Raw genomic sequence first — 16090 nt, 5'->3', positions numbered from 1 at the left:
CCTCGTTCCATGCCTCTCCCCCGATCATCGCGCATCCCCGGGGCACACATACGATGCAGAAATGAACACATCAGGTCCCGTCGAGCAGGGGCTGCGGCTGATCCCGTTCCGCGGACTGCGTTACGTCCCCGAGCGGGTCGGCAGCCTCGCCGCGGTGACCTCGCCCCCGTACGACGTCGTCGTCAGGCCCGACGGACTGAACCACCTGGAATCCGCGGACCCGCACAACATCGTCCGGCTGATCCTGCCGCAGGCGGACACCGCCGAAGCCCGCCACCAGCAGGCCGCCGAGACCCTCGACCGCTGGCTGGCCGAGGGCGTACTCGCCCCGGACCCCGCACCGGCTCTCTACGTCTACGAACAGCGCAACAGCGAGATCCTGCAACGCGGGGTGATCGGCGCACTCGCGCTCTCCCCCGCGGACGACGGCATCGTCCTCCCGCACGAAGACGTCATGGAACACGTCGTCGAGGACCGCGCCGACCTGATGCGGACGATGCGGGCCCATCTGGAACCGCTGCTGCTCACCTACCGCGGCGACGGAACCCCGACCGGAACGACCGCTGTCATCGAGCGCATGGCGGAGCGCCCGCCCCTGCTGGCCACCACGACGGAGGACGGCTTCAGCCATCGGCTCTGGGCCGTCACCGACCCCGCCGAACGGGCCGAGATCGAGGCCGACCTCTCCCGGCAGCAGGCGCTGATCGCCGACGGCCACCACCGCTGGGCCACCTACCTCCGGCTCCAGCGGGAACAGGCCGCGCCCGGCCCGTGGGACTTCGGCCTGGTCCTCCTCGTCGACACGGCCCGCTACCCGCTCCAGGTCCGCGCCATCCACCGGCTGCTGCGCGGGCTCCCGGTCTCCGAGGCGATCGCCGCCCTCACGGGCCTCTTCCGCGTCAGGGAGGTCGACGGACCGCTGACTCACGCCCTCGACGCCCTGGCCGAGGCGGCGGCCGAAGGCAACGCGTTCCTTCTCGCGGGCGACGGCGGCTTCCACCTGGTGGACCGCCCGGACCCGGCCCTCCTCGCCCGTACGGTCCCGACGGACCGCCCACCGGCCTGGCGCACCCTGGACGCGACGGTCCTCCACTCCACGCTGCTGGACCACGTCTGGCGAATCCCCGACGCCCCCGAACACATCGCGTACATCCACGACACCGCGGCAGCCGTCGAGCAGGCCGAGCGGCTCGGCGCCACGGCGGTGCTGATGTATCCGGTACGCGAGGAGGTCGTCCGGGACCTGGCCAGGCAGGGCGTCACCATGCCCCGCAAATCGACATCCTTCGGCCCCAAGCCGGCCACGGGCCTGGTCCTGCGCAGCCTCGGCGTGGACTGAGGAACCCCGGGAACAGAAAAGGGCGGCACTCCGGAAGGAGTGCCGCCCTTTTCGTCACTGCTTACGCCTTGGCGGGACCTTCCGCCTCGTCGTCATCGTCGTCATCGTCGTCGTCCAAGGTCTCAACAACCTCGACGTCTTCCTCGGCATCGTCCTCGACGTCCACGAACTCCACACCGTCGAGCTCGGCGAGCCGGTCCGACGCGTCGGTCGAACCGTCCTTGTCGGCCTCCAGCGCCTTCGCGAACCACTCACGCGCCTCGTCCTCGCGACCCGCTTCCAGCAGGGCGTCCGCGTACGCATAGCGCAGACGCGGCGTCCAGGGCTGAACGGAGCTGGAGGCGAGTTCGGGGCTCTGCAGCGTGACGATGGCGGCGTCGATCTGCCCCATGTCCCGGCGCGCGCCGGCCGCGACCAGACGCATCTCGACCTGCCCGGCCTTGTCCAGCTTCTGCACCTCGGGCTCACCGGCCATGGCCATGGCCCGCTCCGGCCGCCCCAGTCCACGCTCGCAGTCGGCCATGACGGGCCACAGGTCCACGGACCCGGTCATCCGCCGCGAGGCCCGGAACTCCGCCAACGCCTCGGCGTACTTCTGCGTCGCGTAGGCCGCGAAGCCGGCCGCCTCACGCACGGCCGCGACCCGCGAGGCCAGCCGCAGCGCGATACGCGCGTACGCGTACGCCTGCTCAGGGTCCTCATCGATCAGCCGGGCCACCATGACGAGGTTGCGCGCGACATCCTCGGCAAGGGTCTTCGGCAGGCTCATCAGCTCCTGCCGCACATCCTTGTCGATCTCGTCGCCGGTGACGTCATCGGGAATCGGAAGTCGCTTGATCGGCTCGCGGTCACGGTCCCGGTCGTCACGACGCTCGAAACCGCCGCTCGGACGGCCGCCACGGTCGTCGCGCTGCTGCCCACCGCGGTACCCACCACGGTCGTCGTCGCGACGCGGCCCACGGCTGTCATCGCGACGGAAGCCACCACCGGAGCTACCGCCACGGTTGTCGTCGCGGCGGAAGCCGCCGCCGGAGGGGCGGTCGTCATCACGACGCGGCCCACGCGGCCGGTCATCACGACGCTCGAAACCACCACTGGGACGCCCACCACGGTCGTCATCACGACGCGGCGGTCGGCTGTCGTCGCGACGGAAACCGCCACCGGCGCTACCGCCACGGTTGTCGTCACGACGGAAACCACCACCGGAACCGCCGGAAGCACCACCACGGTTGTCGTCACGACGGAAACCGCCGCCACCGGAGGGGCGGTCGTCATCACGACGCGGCCCACGCGGCCGGTCATCACGACGCTCGAAACCACCGCTCGGACGCCCACCACGGTCGTCGCGCTGCTGCCCACCGCGGTACCCACCACGGTCGTCGTCGCGACGCGGCCCGCGGCTGTCGTCACGGCGGAACCCACCGCCACCGGAGCTACCGCCGCGGTTGTCGTCGCGGCGGAAGCCGCCGCCGGAGGGGCGGTCGTCATCACGACGCGGCCCACGCGGCCGATCATCACGACGCTCGAAACCGCCGCTCGGACGCCCGCCACGGTCGTCGCGCTGCGGCCCACGGTTGTCGTCACGACGGAAGCCACCGCCGGAGCTACCACCACGGTTGTCATCGCGACGGAACCCACCGCCCGAGGCACCACCACGGTCGTCGCGCTGCGGCCCACGGTTGTCGTCACGACGGAAGCCACCGCCGGAGCTACCACCACGGTTGTCATCGCGACGGAACCCACCGCCCGAGGCACCACCACGGTCGTCGCGCTGCGGCCCACGGTTGTCGTCACGACGGAAGCCACCGCCGGAGCCACCGCCACGGTTGTCATCACGACGGAAACCGCCGCCACCGGAGGGGCGGTCGTCATCACGACGCGGCCCACGCGGCCGATCATCACGACGCTCGAAACCACCACTGGGACGCCCACCACGGTCGTCATCACGACGCGGCGCACGGTTGTCATCACGACGGAAACCACCACCGGAACCGCCACCACGGTTGTCGTCACGGCGGAAACCACCGCTCGACCCGCCACCGCGATTGTCGTCACGACGGAAACCACCACCGGAACCACCAGAGCCACCGCCACGGTTGTCGTCACGACGGAAACCACCACCGGAACCACCGGAACCGCCACCACGGTTGTCATCGCGACGGAAACCACCACCGGAACCACCGGAACCGCCACCACGGTTGTCATCGCGACGGAAACCACCACCGGTACCGCCGCCGCCCGAAGGCCGGCTGTCGTCACGGCGGAAACCGCCACGGTCGTTGTCACGTCGAGGCGCACCGGAACCGGACCGGTCGTCACGACCACCGCGGAAGCCGCCCCTGTCACCGCCGTCCCGGCGACGCGGCTCGCGCTCCGGACGATCGTCGGGAGAGTTGGTGGACATGGGTGTGACTCCTGTCTTCGGGTACCACAGACATTCTCGCGCAGTCGACGATCCGACGCGCTTCGAAGAAAAGCAAAAAAGGACCCTTGGTCCCAGCGTGAACGCTGGGACCAAGGGTCCTTGAAAGATTGTTCGGCGGCGTCCTACTCTCCCACAGGGTCCCCCCTGCAGTACCATCGGCGCTGAAAGGCTTAGCTTCCGGGTTCGGAATGTAACCGGGCGTTTCCCTAACGCAATGACCACCGAAACCCTATCGGGTTCTAGCGAACAAGCACACTTTTCAATTAAGTAGTGAAGCTGTTCAACCGGTGCGACTGTTCGCAACCCGGGAACAACACAGTGGACGCGAGCAACTGAGGACAAGCCCTCGGCCTATTAGTACCAGTCAGCTCCACCCGTTACCGGGCTTCCACATCTGGCCTATCAACCCAGTCGTCTACTGGGAGCCTTAACCCCTCAAGAGGGTGGGAATACTCATCTCGAAGCAGGCTTCCCGCTTAGATGCTTTCAGCGGTTATCCTTTCCGAACGTAGCCAACCAGCCATGCCCTTGGCAGGACAACTGGCACACCAGAGGTTCGTCCGTCCCGGTCCTCTCGTACTAGGGACAGCCCTTCTCAATATTCCTACGCGCACAGCGGATAGGGACCGAACTGTCTCACGACGTTCTAAACCCAGCTCGCGTACCGCTTTAATGGGCGAACAGCCCAACCCTTGGGACCGACTCCAGCCCCAGGATGCGACGAGCCGACATCGAGGTGCCAAACCATCCCGTCGATATGGACTCTTGGGGAAGATCAGCCTGTTATCCCCGGGGTACCTTTTATCCGTTGAGCGACAGCGCTTCCACAAGCCACTGCCGGATCACTAGTCCCGACTTTCGTCCCTGCTCGACCCGTCGGTCTCACAGTCAAGCTCCCTTGTGCACTTACACTCAACACCTGATTGCCAACCAGGCTGAGGGAACCTTTGGGCGCCTCCGTTACTCTTTAGGAGGCAACCGCCCCAGTTAAACTACCCATCAGACACTGTCCCTGATCCGGATCACGGACCCAGGTTAGACATCCAGCACGACCAGAGTGGTATTTCAACGACGACTCCACAACCACTGGCGTGGCCGCTTCAAAGTCTCCCACCTATCCTACACAAGCCGAACCGAACACCAATATCAAACTATAGTAAAGGTCCCGGGGTCTTTCCGTCCTGCTGCGCGAAACGAGCATCTTTACTCGTAGTGCAATTTCACCGGGCCTATGGTTGAGACAGTCGAGAAGTCGTTACGCCATTCGTGCAGGTCGGAACTTACCCGACAAGGAATTTCGCTACCTTAGGATGGTTATAGTTACCACCGCCGTTTACTGGCGCTTAAGTTCTCAGCTTCGCACACCCGAAAGTGCACTAACCGGTCCCCTTAACGTTCCAGCACCGGGCAGGCGTCAGTCCGTATACATCGCCTTACGGCTTCGCACGGACCTGTGTTTTTAGTAAACAGTCGCTTCTCGCTGGTCTCTGCGGCCACCCCCAGCTCAGGAAGCAAGTTCCCTCACCGGTGATGGCCCCCTTCTCCCGAAGTTACGGGGGCATTTTGCCGAGTTCCTTAACCATAGTTCACCCGAACGCCTCGGTATTCTCTACCTGACTACCTGAGTCGGTTTAGGGTACGGGCCGCCATGAAACTCGCTAGAGGCTTTTCTCGACAGCATAGGATCATCCACTTCACCACAATCGGCTCGGCATCAGGTCTCACCCTTATATGTGTGACGGATTTACCTACCACACGGGCTACACCCTTACCCCGGGACTACCACCGCCCGGGCTGGACTACCTTCCTGCGTCACCCCATCGCTTACCTACTACAAGTCTGGTTCATCGGCTCCACCACTACCCTCAACTCCGAAGAGATCGGGCCGGCTTCACGGACTTAGCATCGCCTGATTCAGTACTGGGCGTTTCAAAGCGGGTACCGGAATATCAACCGGTTGTCCATCGACTACGCCTGTCGGCCTCGCCTTAGGTCCCGACTTACCCTGGGCAGATCAGCTTGACCCAGGAACCCTTAGTCAATCGGCGCACACGTTTCTCACGTGTGTATCGCTACTCATGCCTGCATTCTCACTCGTGAACCGTCCACAACTCGCTTCCGCGGCTGCTTCACCCGGCACACGACGCTCCCCTACCCATCCCAGCCCCCGTTGGGGGTATGTGCTGGAATGACACGACTTCGGCGGTACGCTTGAGCCCCGCTACATTGTCGGCGCGGAATCACTTGACCAGTGAGCTATTACGCACTCTTTCAAGGGTGGCTGCTTCTAAGCCAACCTCCTGGTTGTCTCTGCGACTCCACATCCTTTCCCACTTAGCGTACGCTTAGGGGCCTTAGTCGATGCTCTGGGCTGTTTCCCTCTCGACCATGGAGCTTATCCCCCACAGTCTCACTGCCGTGCTCTCACTTACCGGCATTCGGAGTTTGGCTAAGGTCAGTAACCCGGTAGGGCCCATCGCCTATCCAGTGCTCTACCTCCGGCAAGAAACACACGACGCTGCACCTAAATGCATTTCGGGGAGAACCAGCTATCACGGAGTTTGATTGGCCTTTCACCCCTAACCACAGGTCATCCCCCAGGTTTTCAACCCTGGTGGGTTCGGTCCTCCACGAAGTCTTACCTCCGCTTCAACCTGCCCATGGCTAGATCACTCCGCTTCGGGTCTTGAGCGCGCTACTAAACCGCCCTATTCGGACTCGCTTTCGCTACGGCTTCCCCACACGGGTTAACCTCGCAACACACCGCAAACTCGCAGGCTCATTCTTCAAAAGGCACGCAGTCACGACTGACAGCACAAGTGCTGCCAGCGACGCTCCCACGGCTTGTAGGCACACGGTTTCAGGTACTATTTCACTCCGCTCCCGCGGTACTTTTCACCATTCCCTCACGGTACTATCCGCTATCGGTCACCAGGGAATATTTAGGCTTAGCGGGTGGTCCCGCCAGATTCACACGGGATTTCTCGGGCCCCGTGCTACTTGGGTGTCTCTTAAACGAGCCGTTAATGTTTCAGCTACGGGGGTCTTACCCTCTACGCCGGACCTTTCGCATGTCCTTCGCCTACATCAACGGTTTCTGACTCGTCTCACAGCCGGCAGACCATGAAAAAGAGATCCCACAACCCCGAATGCGCAACCCCTGCCGGGTATCACACGCATACGGTTTGGCCTCATCCAGTTTCGCTCGCCACTACTCCCGGAATCACGGTTGTTTTCTCTTCCTGAGGGTACTGAGATGTTTCACTTCCCCTCGTTCCCTCCACACTGCCTATGTGTTCAGCAGCGGGTGACAGCCCATGACGGCTGCCGGGTTTCCCCATTCGGAAACCCCCGGATCAAAGCTTGGTTGACAGCTCCCCGGGGACTATCGTGGCCTCCCACGTCCTTCATCGGTTCCTGGTGCCAAGGCATCCACCGTGCGCCCTTAAAAACTTGGCCACAGATGCTCGCGTCCACTGTGCAGTTCTCAAGCAACGACCAGCCACCCATCACCCCGTCATATTCGACGAGTTCACTGGGGCCGGTGTTGAAGGCAGCCTTACGGCCATACCTTCAGACACCCAACAGCGTGCCCAGTACCCAGAATTCATCCGGTTCGTTTTCCACGCTCCGAGGAGCAGTACTTACGTCCCGGTGTGAACCACCAGGTACTGAATAGTCAACGTTCCACCCATGAGCTGACCACCGTCGAACATTTGTCGACGTAGTGGCTCTGGATTCCTTGCGGAATCTAGATGCTCCTTAGAAAGGAGGTGATCCAGCCGCACCTTCCGGTACGGCTACCTTGTTACGACTTCGTCCCAATCGCCAGTCCCACCTTCGACAGCTCCCTCCCACAAGGGGTTGGGCCACCGGCTTCGGGTGTTACCGACTTTCGTGACGTGACGGGCGGTGTGTACAAGGCCCGGGAACGTATTCACCGCAGCAATGCTGATCTGCGATTACTAGCAACTCCGACTTCATGGGGTCGAGTTGCAGACCCCAATCCGAACTGAGACCGGCTTTTTGAGATTCGCTCCGCCTCGCGGCATCGCAGCTCATTGTACCGGCCATTGTAGCACGTGTGCAGCCCAAGACATAAGGGGCATGATGACTTGACGTCGTCCCCACCTTCCTCCGAGTTGACCCCGGCAGTCTCCTGTGAGTCCCCATCACCCCGAAGGGCATGCTGGCAACACAGAACAAGGGTTGCGCTCGTTGCGGGACTTAACCCAACATCTCACGACACGAGCTGACGACAGCCATGCACCACCTGTATACCGACCACAAGGGGGGCACCATCTCTGATGCTTTCCGGTATATGTCAAGCCTTGGTAAGGTTCTTCGCGTTGCGTCGAATTAAGCCACATGCTCCGCTGCTTGTGCGGGCCCCCGTCAATTCCTTTGAGTTTTAGCCTTGCGGCCGTACTCCCCAGGCGGGGAACTTAATGCGTTAGCTGCGGCACCGACGACGTGGAATGTCGCCAACACCTAGTTCCCAACGTTTACGGCGTGGACTACCAGGGTATCTAATCCTGTTCGCTCCCCACGCTTTCGCTCCTCAGCGTCAGTAATGGCCCAGAGATCCGCCTTCGCCACCGGTGTTCCTCCTGATATCTGCGCATTTCACCGCTACACCAGGAATTCCGATCTCCCCTACCACACTCTAGCTAGCCCGTATCGAATGCAGACCCGGGGTTAAGCCCCGGGCTTTCACATCCGACGTGACAAGCCGCCTACGAGCTCTTTACGCCCAATAATTCCGGACAACGCTTGCGCCCTACGTATTACCGCGGCTGCTGGCACGTAGTTAGCCGGCGCTTCTTCTGCAGGTACCGTCACTCTCGCTTCTTCCCTGCTGAAAGAGGTTTACAACCCGAAGGCCGTCATCCCTCACGCGGCGTCGCTGCATCAGGCTTTCGCCCATTGTGCAATATTCCCCACTGCTGCCTCCCGTAGGAGTCTGGGCCGTGTCTCAGTCCCAGTGTGGCCGGTCGCCCTCTCAGGCCGGCTACCCGTCGTCGCCTTGGTAGGCCATTACCCCACCAACAAGCTGATAGGCCGCGGGCTCATCCTTCACCGCCGGAGCTTTTAACCCCCACCCATGCAGGCAGAAGTATTATCCGGTATTAGACCCCGTTTCCAGGGCTTGTCCCAGAGTGAAGGGCAGATTGCCCACGTGTTACTCACCCGTTCGCCACTAATCCACCCCGAAGGGCTTCATCGTTCGACTTGCATGTGTTAAGCACGCCGCCAGCGTTCGTCCTGAGCCAGGATCAAACTCTCCGTGAATGTTTTCCCGTAATCGGGACACACATCACGAGAGCGGAACGACCGGTCGGAATAAGACCAGTCGTTCACAGCGTCCTCGCTGTGTAATTGCCCACCGGAACCGTAAGGCCCGGTAGGACTTTCAAAGGAACCACCAACCTGCCGAAGCAGGCCGGGGCATCAACATATCTGGCGTTGACTTTTGGCACGCTGTTGAGTTCTCAAGGAACGGACGCTTCCTTCGGTCCCGTTTCACCGGGGCCCTCCGGGCGCTTCCCTTCGTGTTCTTGCGTTTCCGACTCTATCAGACTCTTTCGTGTCCGATTCCCGGCCGAAGCGGGCCGAGCAGTTTTCGCTTTCCAGTTCTTCGCTTTCGCGTTTCCCTTTCCGGCGAGTCCGACTTTACCAGACTCTTTTTCGTTCCGTTTCCGGTCCGAATTCGATTCCGATGGCCTGCGGAGTGGCCTTTGCCTTTCGGCGTGTTCACTACTTTAGCCGAATCCCTGGGCGGCTCATAATCGAGCCGTCCGGACGAATTACGGGCACGCCGAATTCGCACCCGTCAGGGCTGAGTCGTAGGTAGTGGTTTGGCCGCTTCGGGATGCTCGACCCGATCCGATGGACCGTGCCGACAGCGATGCCCGTGTCAAGCGGCTCGGACTACATTAGGCGTCCGCCAGGAGGGCGTCAAGTTGCGCGGCGGCGGGGTGCGTGGGCCCGGTAGGGGCTCACCGTGGGGTCGCCGTCGATCCAGAAGCGCCAGGGCTGGTGGGCCCCGTCGCCGCCCACACCGGTGCGGGGACCGCTGCGTACCTGGTCGCGAGGGGGCGGGGTGCCGTGCAGTACGGACAGCGGGGCGGTGTGGCCCGCGACGATGTCACTCCCGTTCAGCGCACGGTCGATATCGAGGGCGGTGGCCAGACGGGCCGGACCTTTGGCCAGTTCACTGTCCTTGCGGGCCGAGATACGACGTGCGCGGGCCATGCCGGTGCCGACGCTGATCTCTCCGGCCCGGAGCAGCACCCCGCTCGCCATGCCCGCCGGCCCGCAGACCAGGTTCAGGCAGTGCCACATCCCATAGGTGAAGTAGACGTAGGTGTGGCCCGGCGGACCGAACATCACGCTGTTGCGGTCCGTGCGGCCGCGGAAGGCGTGGGAACCGGGGTCGATCTCGCCCGCGTACGCCTCCACCTCGGTGAGGCGCAGCTCGATGGGGCCCTCGTCCGTGCGGCGGACGAGGGTCCGTCCCAGGAGGTCGGGGGCGACATCGAGTACGGATCGGTCGAAAAACTCCCGCGTCAGCGGCGTACGGTCCATGCCCTCGTTCATGGCTTCCGAGGGTACTGGCAAGGCCCGTTCGGGAACCGGCTACGGTCGTGGCGCGTATGTAGGGGTCAGGACCAAGAAGGAGTAAACATGGGCTTCAAGCGGCTGCTCGCGAGCATGGGTGCCGGCGGTGCTTCGGTGGAGACCGAGCTCACCGAGGTCAACGTCGTCCCCGGCGGGGTCGTCCAGGGTGAGGTGCGGGTCCAGGGCGGATCCGTGGACCAGCAGATCGAGGGGCTCTCCGTCGGTCTGCAGGCGCGGGTCGAGGTCGAGGGCAATGACCAGGAGACCAAGCAGAACATCGAGTTCACCAAGCTGCGTCTCGGTGGTGCCTTCGAGGTGAAGGCCGGTGCCGTGCATGTGGTGCCGTTCGGCCTGGAGATTCCGTGGGAGACGCCGGTCACCATGTTCGGCGGCCGGCAGCTGCACGGCATGAACATCGGCGTGACGACCGAGCTGGAGATCGCCCGCGCGCTGGACTCCGGCGACCTGGACGCGATCAATGTGCACCCGCTGCCCGCGCAGCAGGCCATCCTGGACGCCTTCGGGCAGCTGGGCTTCGGCTTCCGCAGCGCCGACATGGAGCGTGGTCACATCCGCGGCACGCGTCAGCGGCTGCCGTTCTACCAGGAGATCGAGTTCTTCCCGCCGCAGCAGTACCGCGGGCTGAACCAGGTCGAGCTCACGTTCGTCGCGGACGACCGCGAGATGGACGTCATTCTGGAGATGGACAAGAAGCCGGGGCTCTTCAGTGAGGGCAGCGACTCGTACCGGGCGTTCAAGGTCTCGCTGACCGACTTCCAGCAGACCGACTGGGCGGCGTACCTCAACGAGTGGCTGGCCCAGGTCGGCGGACAGCGCAACTGGCTCTAATGTCGGTGGGGAGACCTGCCGACAACAGAAGAGCCGATCAGGAGAGGTGCTGACGTGACCGAGCCGAAGAGGGCGCCGTTGCCGCACGACTTCCATCCCGAGGTCCCCTCGTTCACCGTGGTGAGCGAGGATCTCGCGCCGGGAGCCGTGCTGGCGGACGCGCAGGTGCTCGCGGCGGGGAACACTTCACCGCAGCTGCGGTGGGAGGGCCACCCGGAGGGGACCCGGAGCTTCGCCGTGACGTGTTTCGACCCGGACGCCCCGACGGGCAGCGGCTTCTGGCACTGGGTGGTGTTCGACATCCCCGCAACCGTCACGGAGCTGCCGGCCGGTGCGGGCAGCGGGACGTTCGAGGGTCTGCCCCAGGGTGCCGTGCAGGTCCGTAACGACTACGGGTCGAAGGACTTCGGCGGCGCCGCGCCCCCGGCCGGGGAGAACCACCGCTATGTGTTCACCGTGTACGCGGTGGACAGCGAGAAGCTCGGGATCGACAGCGATGTGTCCCCCGCGGTGGCCGGATTCAATCTGCGGTTCCACACGCTCGGCCGTGCTCAGCTGGTCGGGGAGTACACGGGTCCCGCCGGCGATTAGTTCTTCCGTTGTTTGCCCTGCCCTGGTCTTGGAGAGATCAGAGCAGGGCATTTTTTTATTGCGTTGTCCATCGCGGCCCGCCCAGCCAGAGTTGATCCGGGCCTGCCAGGGGGCGGGCGGCACACGGGAGGTGGGCAGGATGCGTGACACGCTGGTTCTCAACGCGAGCTTCGAGCCGCTGTCGACGGTGACTCTCAACCGTGCGGTGGTGCTGATCCTGACGGACAAGGCCGTCGTCGAGCAGTCGCATCCCCGACTCCGTATGCGTGGTGCCGCCGTGGATATTCCGGCGCCCCGGGTGATCAGGCTCTGCCGGTACGTACGGGTGCCGTTCCGAAGACAGGCCCCGTGGTCCAGAAGGGGCGTGCTCATACGCGACCAGCACCGGTGCGTGTACTGCGGGCGGCGGGCCAGCACCGTCGACCATGTGGTGCCGCGTGCCCAGGGCGGTCAGGACACCTGGCTGAACACGGTGGCCTCGTGTGCCGAGGACAACCACCGCAAAGCGGCCCGCACGCCCGAGCAGGCGGGGATGCCGCTGCTGCGGCAGCCGTTCGTGCCCTCGCCGGCCGACGCGATGCTGCTGGCGATGGGGGCCGGTGACCGCTCGGCGCTGCCGGAGTGGCTGGACCGGTCGGCGGCGTAGTCGGCGTACGCCCATTGCCGTACCGGAAGCCCGCCTCCGTGGGGAGGCGGGCTTCCGTGTGTCAGCGGAGCAGCAGCTGGACGATGGCGGAGGTGCCGACCGCGACGATCAGGCAGCGCAGCACGGTGGGGCTGAGGCGGCGGCCGACCTTGGCCCCTATCTGCCCGCCGATGGCCGAGCCGACCGCGATCAGCAGGACGGCCGTCCAGTCGAAGTCCGCGACGAAGAGGAAGAACAGTGCGGCGATGCTGTTGACGACTGCGGCCAGGACGTTCTTGACGGCGTTGAGCCGCTGCATGGTGTCGTCGAGCAGCATGCCCATCAGGGAGAGGTAGATGATCCCCTGGGCGGCGGTGAAGTAGCCGCCGTACACGCTGGCGAGCATCAGGCCGGTGAACAGGAGCGGGCCGCCGTCGGGACGGGCCGGTGTGCCGGTGCGCTCGCGTCGGCGCTGGACCGCTTTGCTGATGCGGGGCTGCAGGATGACGAGGACGAGGGCCAGCGCCACCAGGATCGGCACGATCGTCTCGAACGCCGTGGAGGGCAGGGCCAGCAGGAGGGTCGCACCGGCGAGGCCGCCGATCACCGCGCCGATGCTCAGCTTGAGGATGCGGCGGCGCTGTCCGGCGAGTTCCTTGCGGTAGCCGATGGCTCCGCTGATGGAGCCGGGGATCAGGCCGAGGGCGTTGGAGACGGTGGCGGTGACCGGCGGCAGGCCGGTGGCGAGCAGTACGGGGAAGGTGATCAATGTGCCCGAGCCGACGATCGTGTTGATCGTGCCCGCGCCGACACCGGCCGCGAAGATCGCGAGTATTTCCCAGATGGACAAGGCCATCCCCTTCGATGGTCAGTGATGCCTCCCCGCCATGAAGGTCGAGGGGCCTCACTGATCATGCACGACGCCGGGTTCGTCCGGGGCTGAGGGCTGTCCCGTCATCCCTGGCGGATCAGCGCGCGGCGTCGGATGCGGTGCGTCGCAAGGCAGAAGGATGTCCGCATAATGGATGTATTCGGGCGTTCCAACAACCGCGAGGTGCCGTAGCTGTCGTCGTGCGCCCGAGCTGTCGTCGCCCGCCCGCCAGGGATTGCGGGACAGCCCTGAGCGGGGCTGACTCCGGTCAGTCGACCGGGGGTTCCTCGCGGCGCTGCTTGGTGGTGTCGAAGCCGGGGACTCCGCCACCGAGGTTGCCGAAGGCTCCGCTGAGGCCCTTGAGGGCGTCACCGATCTCGCTGGGCACGATCCAGAGCTTGTTGGCGTCGCCCTCGGCGATCTTCGGGAGCATCTGGAGGTACTGGTACGAGAGGAGCTTCTGGTCCGGGTCTCCGGCGTGGATGGACTCGAAGACCGTACGGATGGCCTGTGCCTCACCCTCGGCACGCAGCGCCGCTGCCTTCGACTCGCCCTCGGCACGCAGGATCGCGGACTGCTTCTCGCCCTCCGCGGTGAGGATCTGGGACTGCCTGATGCCTTCGGCCGTGAGGATCGCGGCGCGCTTGTCCCGGTCGGCGCGCATCTGCTTCTCCATCGAGTCCTGGATGGAGGTGGGCGGCTCGATCGCCTTGAGCTCGACGCGGTTGACGCGGATGCCCCACTTGCCGGTGGCCTCGTCGAGGACTCCGCGGAGGGCCGCGTTGATCTCCTCGCGGGAGGTCAGGGTCCGCTCCAGGTCCATGCCACCGATGATGTTGCGCAGGGTGGTGACGGTGAGCTGTTCGATCGCCTGGATGTAGCTCGCGACTTCGTAGGTCGCCGCGCGGGCGTCGGTCACCTGGTAGTAGATGACGGTGTCGATGTTGACGACCAGGTTGTCCTGGGTGATCACCGGCTGCGGCGGGAAGGGCACTACCTGTTCACGCAGGTCGATGCGGTTCCGGATGGAGTCGATGAACGGGACGACGATGTTCAGGCCCGCGTTCAGGGTGCGCGTGTAGCGGCCGAACCGCTCCACGATGGCCGCACTGGCCTGCGGGATGACCTGGATCGTCTTGATCAGGGCGATGAAGACGAGCACCACCAGAATGATCAGGACGATGATGATCGGTTGCATCGTGTGTCTCGTGCCCTTCGGTTGCCGACGGATCGCGATGATCGGGGTCGAACTCTCGTGAGTGCCGGGGTCTCACGACCGTACGGTTCTCATGATGATCGACATGATCGACTTCGAGTCTGGCAGACCGTGGCCCGCCCCGTGCACGGTTCGCTCACATCACCACGGCCGTTGCTCCGTCGATGTCCACGACATCGACCTGCTGGCCGGGTTCGAAGCTCTGGTCGCTGTCCAGGGTGCGGGCCGACCAGATCTCGCCCCCGAGCTTGATACGGCCGCCGGCGGCGTCGACCCGTTCCAGTACGACGGCCTGACGGCCTTTCAGCGCGTCGATGCCGGTGGCGTATTGGCTCTGGCCCGCGCGATGTCTGGCGGCGATCGGGCGCACGACGGCGATGAGCGCCACCGAGACCACGACGAAGACCAGTACTTGGGCGACGATGCCACCGCCGAGAGCCGCCACGATCGCGGCGGCCACCGCTCCGACGGCGAACATCCCGAATTCGGGCATCGCGGTCAGGACGAGCGGGATGCCCAGTCCCACCGCGCCGATCAGCCACCACACCCACGCGTCGATGTCCACATGGTCATCGTAGGACCGTGAGTCCCGCACCGACAGGGCGCCGGACGGCCAACGTGGGGCCGGGGTACGACGGGTGGGGCGAGCGGGGCACCGTGGCGGCGCGGATGAGCGGCCGGGCGGCGCGTTGCGGGCGGCGGGGGGGGCGGGCTCAGCCGAGCGGCAGGCCGCGCGCCGTGTAGCGGTCGCCGGTGTGCTCGACGATGAGCGGCAGACCGAAGCAGAGGGAGAGGTTGCGGGAGCTGAGCTCGGTCTCCACGGGGCCGAGCGCGAGCACCTTGCCCTGACGGATCATCAGAACATGGGTGAAACCGGGCGGGATCTCCTCGACATGGTGGGTGACCATGATCATGGAGGGGGCGTACGGATCACGGGCGAGCCGGCCGAGGCGGCGGACCAGGTCCTCGCGGCCGCCGAGGTCGAGCCCGGCGGCGGGCTCGTCGAGCAGGAGCAGCTCGGGGTCGGTCATCATGGCGCGGGCGATCAGGGTGCGCTTGCGCTCGCCCTCGGAGAGCGTGCCGAACTTGCGCTCCAGGTAGTCCGTCATGCCGAGCCGGTCGAGGAAGGCGCGGGCGCGCTCCTCGTCGACGGCCTCGTAGTTCTCGTGCCAGGTGGCGGTCATGCCGTACGCGGCGGTGAGCACCGTCTGCAGCACGGTCTGGCGCCGGGGCAGCTTCTCGGCCATGGCCACGCCCGCGATACCGATGCGGGGGCGCAGCTCGAAGACGTCGGTGCCGACGCCGCCCAGCTGCTCACCGAGGACCCTGGCGGTGCCGGTGCTCGGGAAGAGGTAGCTGGAGGCGATGTTGAGGAGGGTGGTCTTGCCGGCGCCGTTCGGGCCGAGGATGACCCAGCGCTCCCCCTCCTTGACCGACCAGGAGACGTCGTCCACCAGAGCGCGTCCGTCGCGGACCACGGATACGTCCACCAGCTCCAGTACATCGCTCATGAGCGCGTTGTCTCCCCATGCAGTCTCGGATCGTCGCGTGCC

At 64.8% G+C, this 16090-nt stretch carries 10 protein-coding genes, 3 rRNA genes and 1 pseudogene; 4 read left to right on the top strand and 10 right to left on the bottom strand.

Annotated features, from left to right (window positions below; genetic code table 11):
* Window positions 1-61: 61 nt before the first annotated feature.
* Entirely contained in the window at window positions 62-1339 is a 1278-nt protein-coding gene (locus tag OG413_RS23325; RefSeq protein WP_266808442.1) for a DUF1015 domain-containing protein, read from the top strand.
* Window positions 1340-1400: 61 nt separating this feature from the next.
* On the opposite strand, the gene OG413_RS23320 is transcribed toward OG413_RS23325, so the two are convergent.
* The 6 genes and pseudogenes from OG413_RS23320 to OG413_RS23295 form a co-directional block, all read right to left on the bottom strand.
* Window positions 1401-2108: a tetratricopeptide repeat protein gene (locus OG413_RS23320; RefSeq protein WP_266810317.1), complete on the bottom strand. Its 708-nt coding sequence runs from the start codon at window positions 2106-2108 to the stop codon at window positions 1401-1403.
* A gap of 90 nt (window positions 2109-2198) precedes the next feature.
* Window positions 2199-2903 (bottom strand): annotated as a pseudogene (locus OG413_RS23315) (tetratricopeptide repeat protein); the annotation flags it as partial.
* A gap of 970 nt (window positions 2904-3873) precedes the next feature.
* Window positions 3874-3990, bottom strand: a 5S ribosomal RNA gene (gene rrf, locus OG413_RS23310).
* 108 nt (window positions 3991-4098) lie between these two features.
* A 23S ribosomal RNA gene (locus tag OG413_RS23305) occupies window positions 4099-7223 on the bottom strand.
* 307 nt (window positions 7224-7530) lie between these two features.
* Window positions 7531-9056 (bottom strand): 16S ribosomal RNA (locus tag OG413_RS23300).
* The 16S, 23S and 5S rRNA genes sit together here, the layout of an rRNA operon.
* Window positions 9057-9722: 666 nt before the next feature.
* Window positions 9723-10364 (bottom strand): DNA-3-methyladenine glycosylase, encoded by a 642-nt coding sequence (locus OG413_RS23295; protein WP_266808440.1) that lies wholly within the window; start codon window positions 10362-10364, stop codon window positions 9723-9725.
* A gap of 87 nt (window positions 10365-10451) precedes the next feature.
* Here OG413_RS23295 and OG413_RS23290 point away from each other — a divergent pair, with 87 nt between their 5' ends.
* From OG413_RS23290 to OG413_RS23280, 3 genes are all read left to right on the top strand, one after another.
* Window positions 10452-11234: a sporulation protein gene (locus OG413_RS23290; protein ID WP_266808438.1), complete on the top strand. Its 783-nt coding sequence runs from the start codon at window positions 10452-10454 to the stop codon at window positions 11232-11234.
* Between the two features lie 54 nt (window positions 11235-11288).
* Entirely contained in the window at window positions 11289-11825 is a 537-nt protein-coding gene (locus OG413_RS23285) for a YbhB/YbcL family Raf kinase inhibitor-like protein (RefSeq protein WP_266808436.1), read from the top strand.
* Between the two features lie 139 nt (window positions 11826-11964).
* Window positions 11965-12471, top strand: coding sequence for an HNH endonuclease (locus tag OG413_RS23280; protein ID WP_266808434.1), 507 nt, complete (start codon window positions 11965-11967; stop codon window positions 12469-12471).
* A 61-nt stretch (window positions 12472-12532) separates the two neighbouring features.
* On the opposite strand, the gene OG413_RS23275 is transcribed toward OG413_RS23280, so the two are convergent.
* The 4 genes from OG413_RS23275 to OG413_RS23260 form a co-directional block, all read right to left on the bottom strand.
* Window positions 12533-13306 carry a sulfite exporter TauE/SafE family protein gene (locus tag OG413_RS23275; RefSeq protein ID WP_266808432.1) on the bottom strand — a complete coding sequence of 258 codons (774 nt, stop codon included), beginning with the start codon at window positions 13304-13306 and terminating at the stop codon, window positions 12533-12535.
* 283 nt (window positions 13307-13589) lie between these two features.
* Window positions 13590-14519: an SPFH domain-containing protein gene (locus OG413_RS23270; RefSeq protein ID WP_266808430.1), complete on the bottom strand. Its 930-nt coding sequence runs from the start codon at window positions 14517-14519 to the stop codon at window positions 13590-13592.
* A 154-nt stretch (window positions 14520-14673) separates the two neighbouring features.
* The gene (locus OG413_RS23265; protein ID WP_266808427.1) at window positions 14674-15102 is read right to left on the bottom strand and encodes an NfeD family protein; all 429 of its coding nucleotides are present in this window, start codon (window positions 15100-15102) and stop codon (window positions 14674-14676) included.
* A 148-nt stretch (window positions 15103-15250) separates the two neighbouring features.
* Window positions 15251-16048: an ABC transporter ATP-binding protein gene (locus tag OG413_RS23260; protein ID WP_266808425.1), complete on the bottom strand. Its 798-nt coding sequence runs from the start codon at window positions 16046-16048 to the stop codon at window positions 15251-15253.
* Window positions 16049-16090: the final 42 nt, after the last annotated feature.

The sequence above is a fragment of the Streptomyces sp. NBC_01433 genome, from assembly GCF_026340105.1.
Lineage (GTDB): Bacteria > Actinomycetota > Actinomycetes > Streptomycetales > Streptomycetaceae > Streptomyces.
Note: the sequence above shows the minus strand (reverse complement) of the source record. Positions and strands in the feature narration are given on the sequence as shown.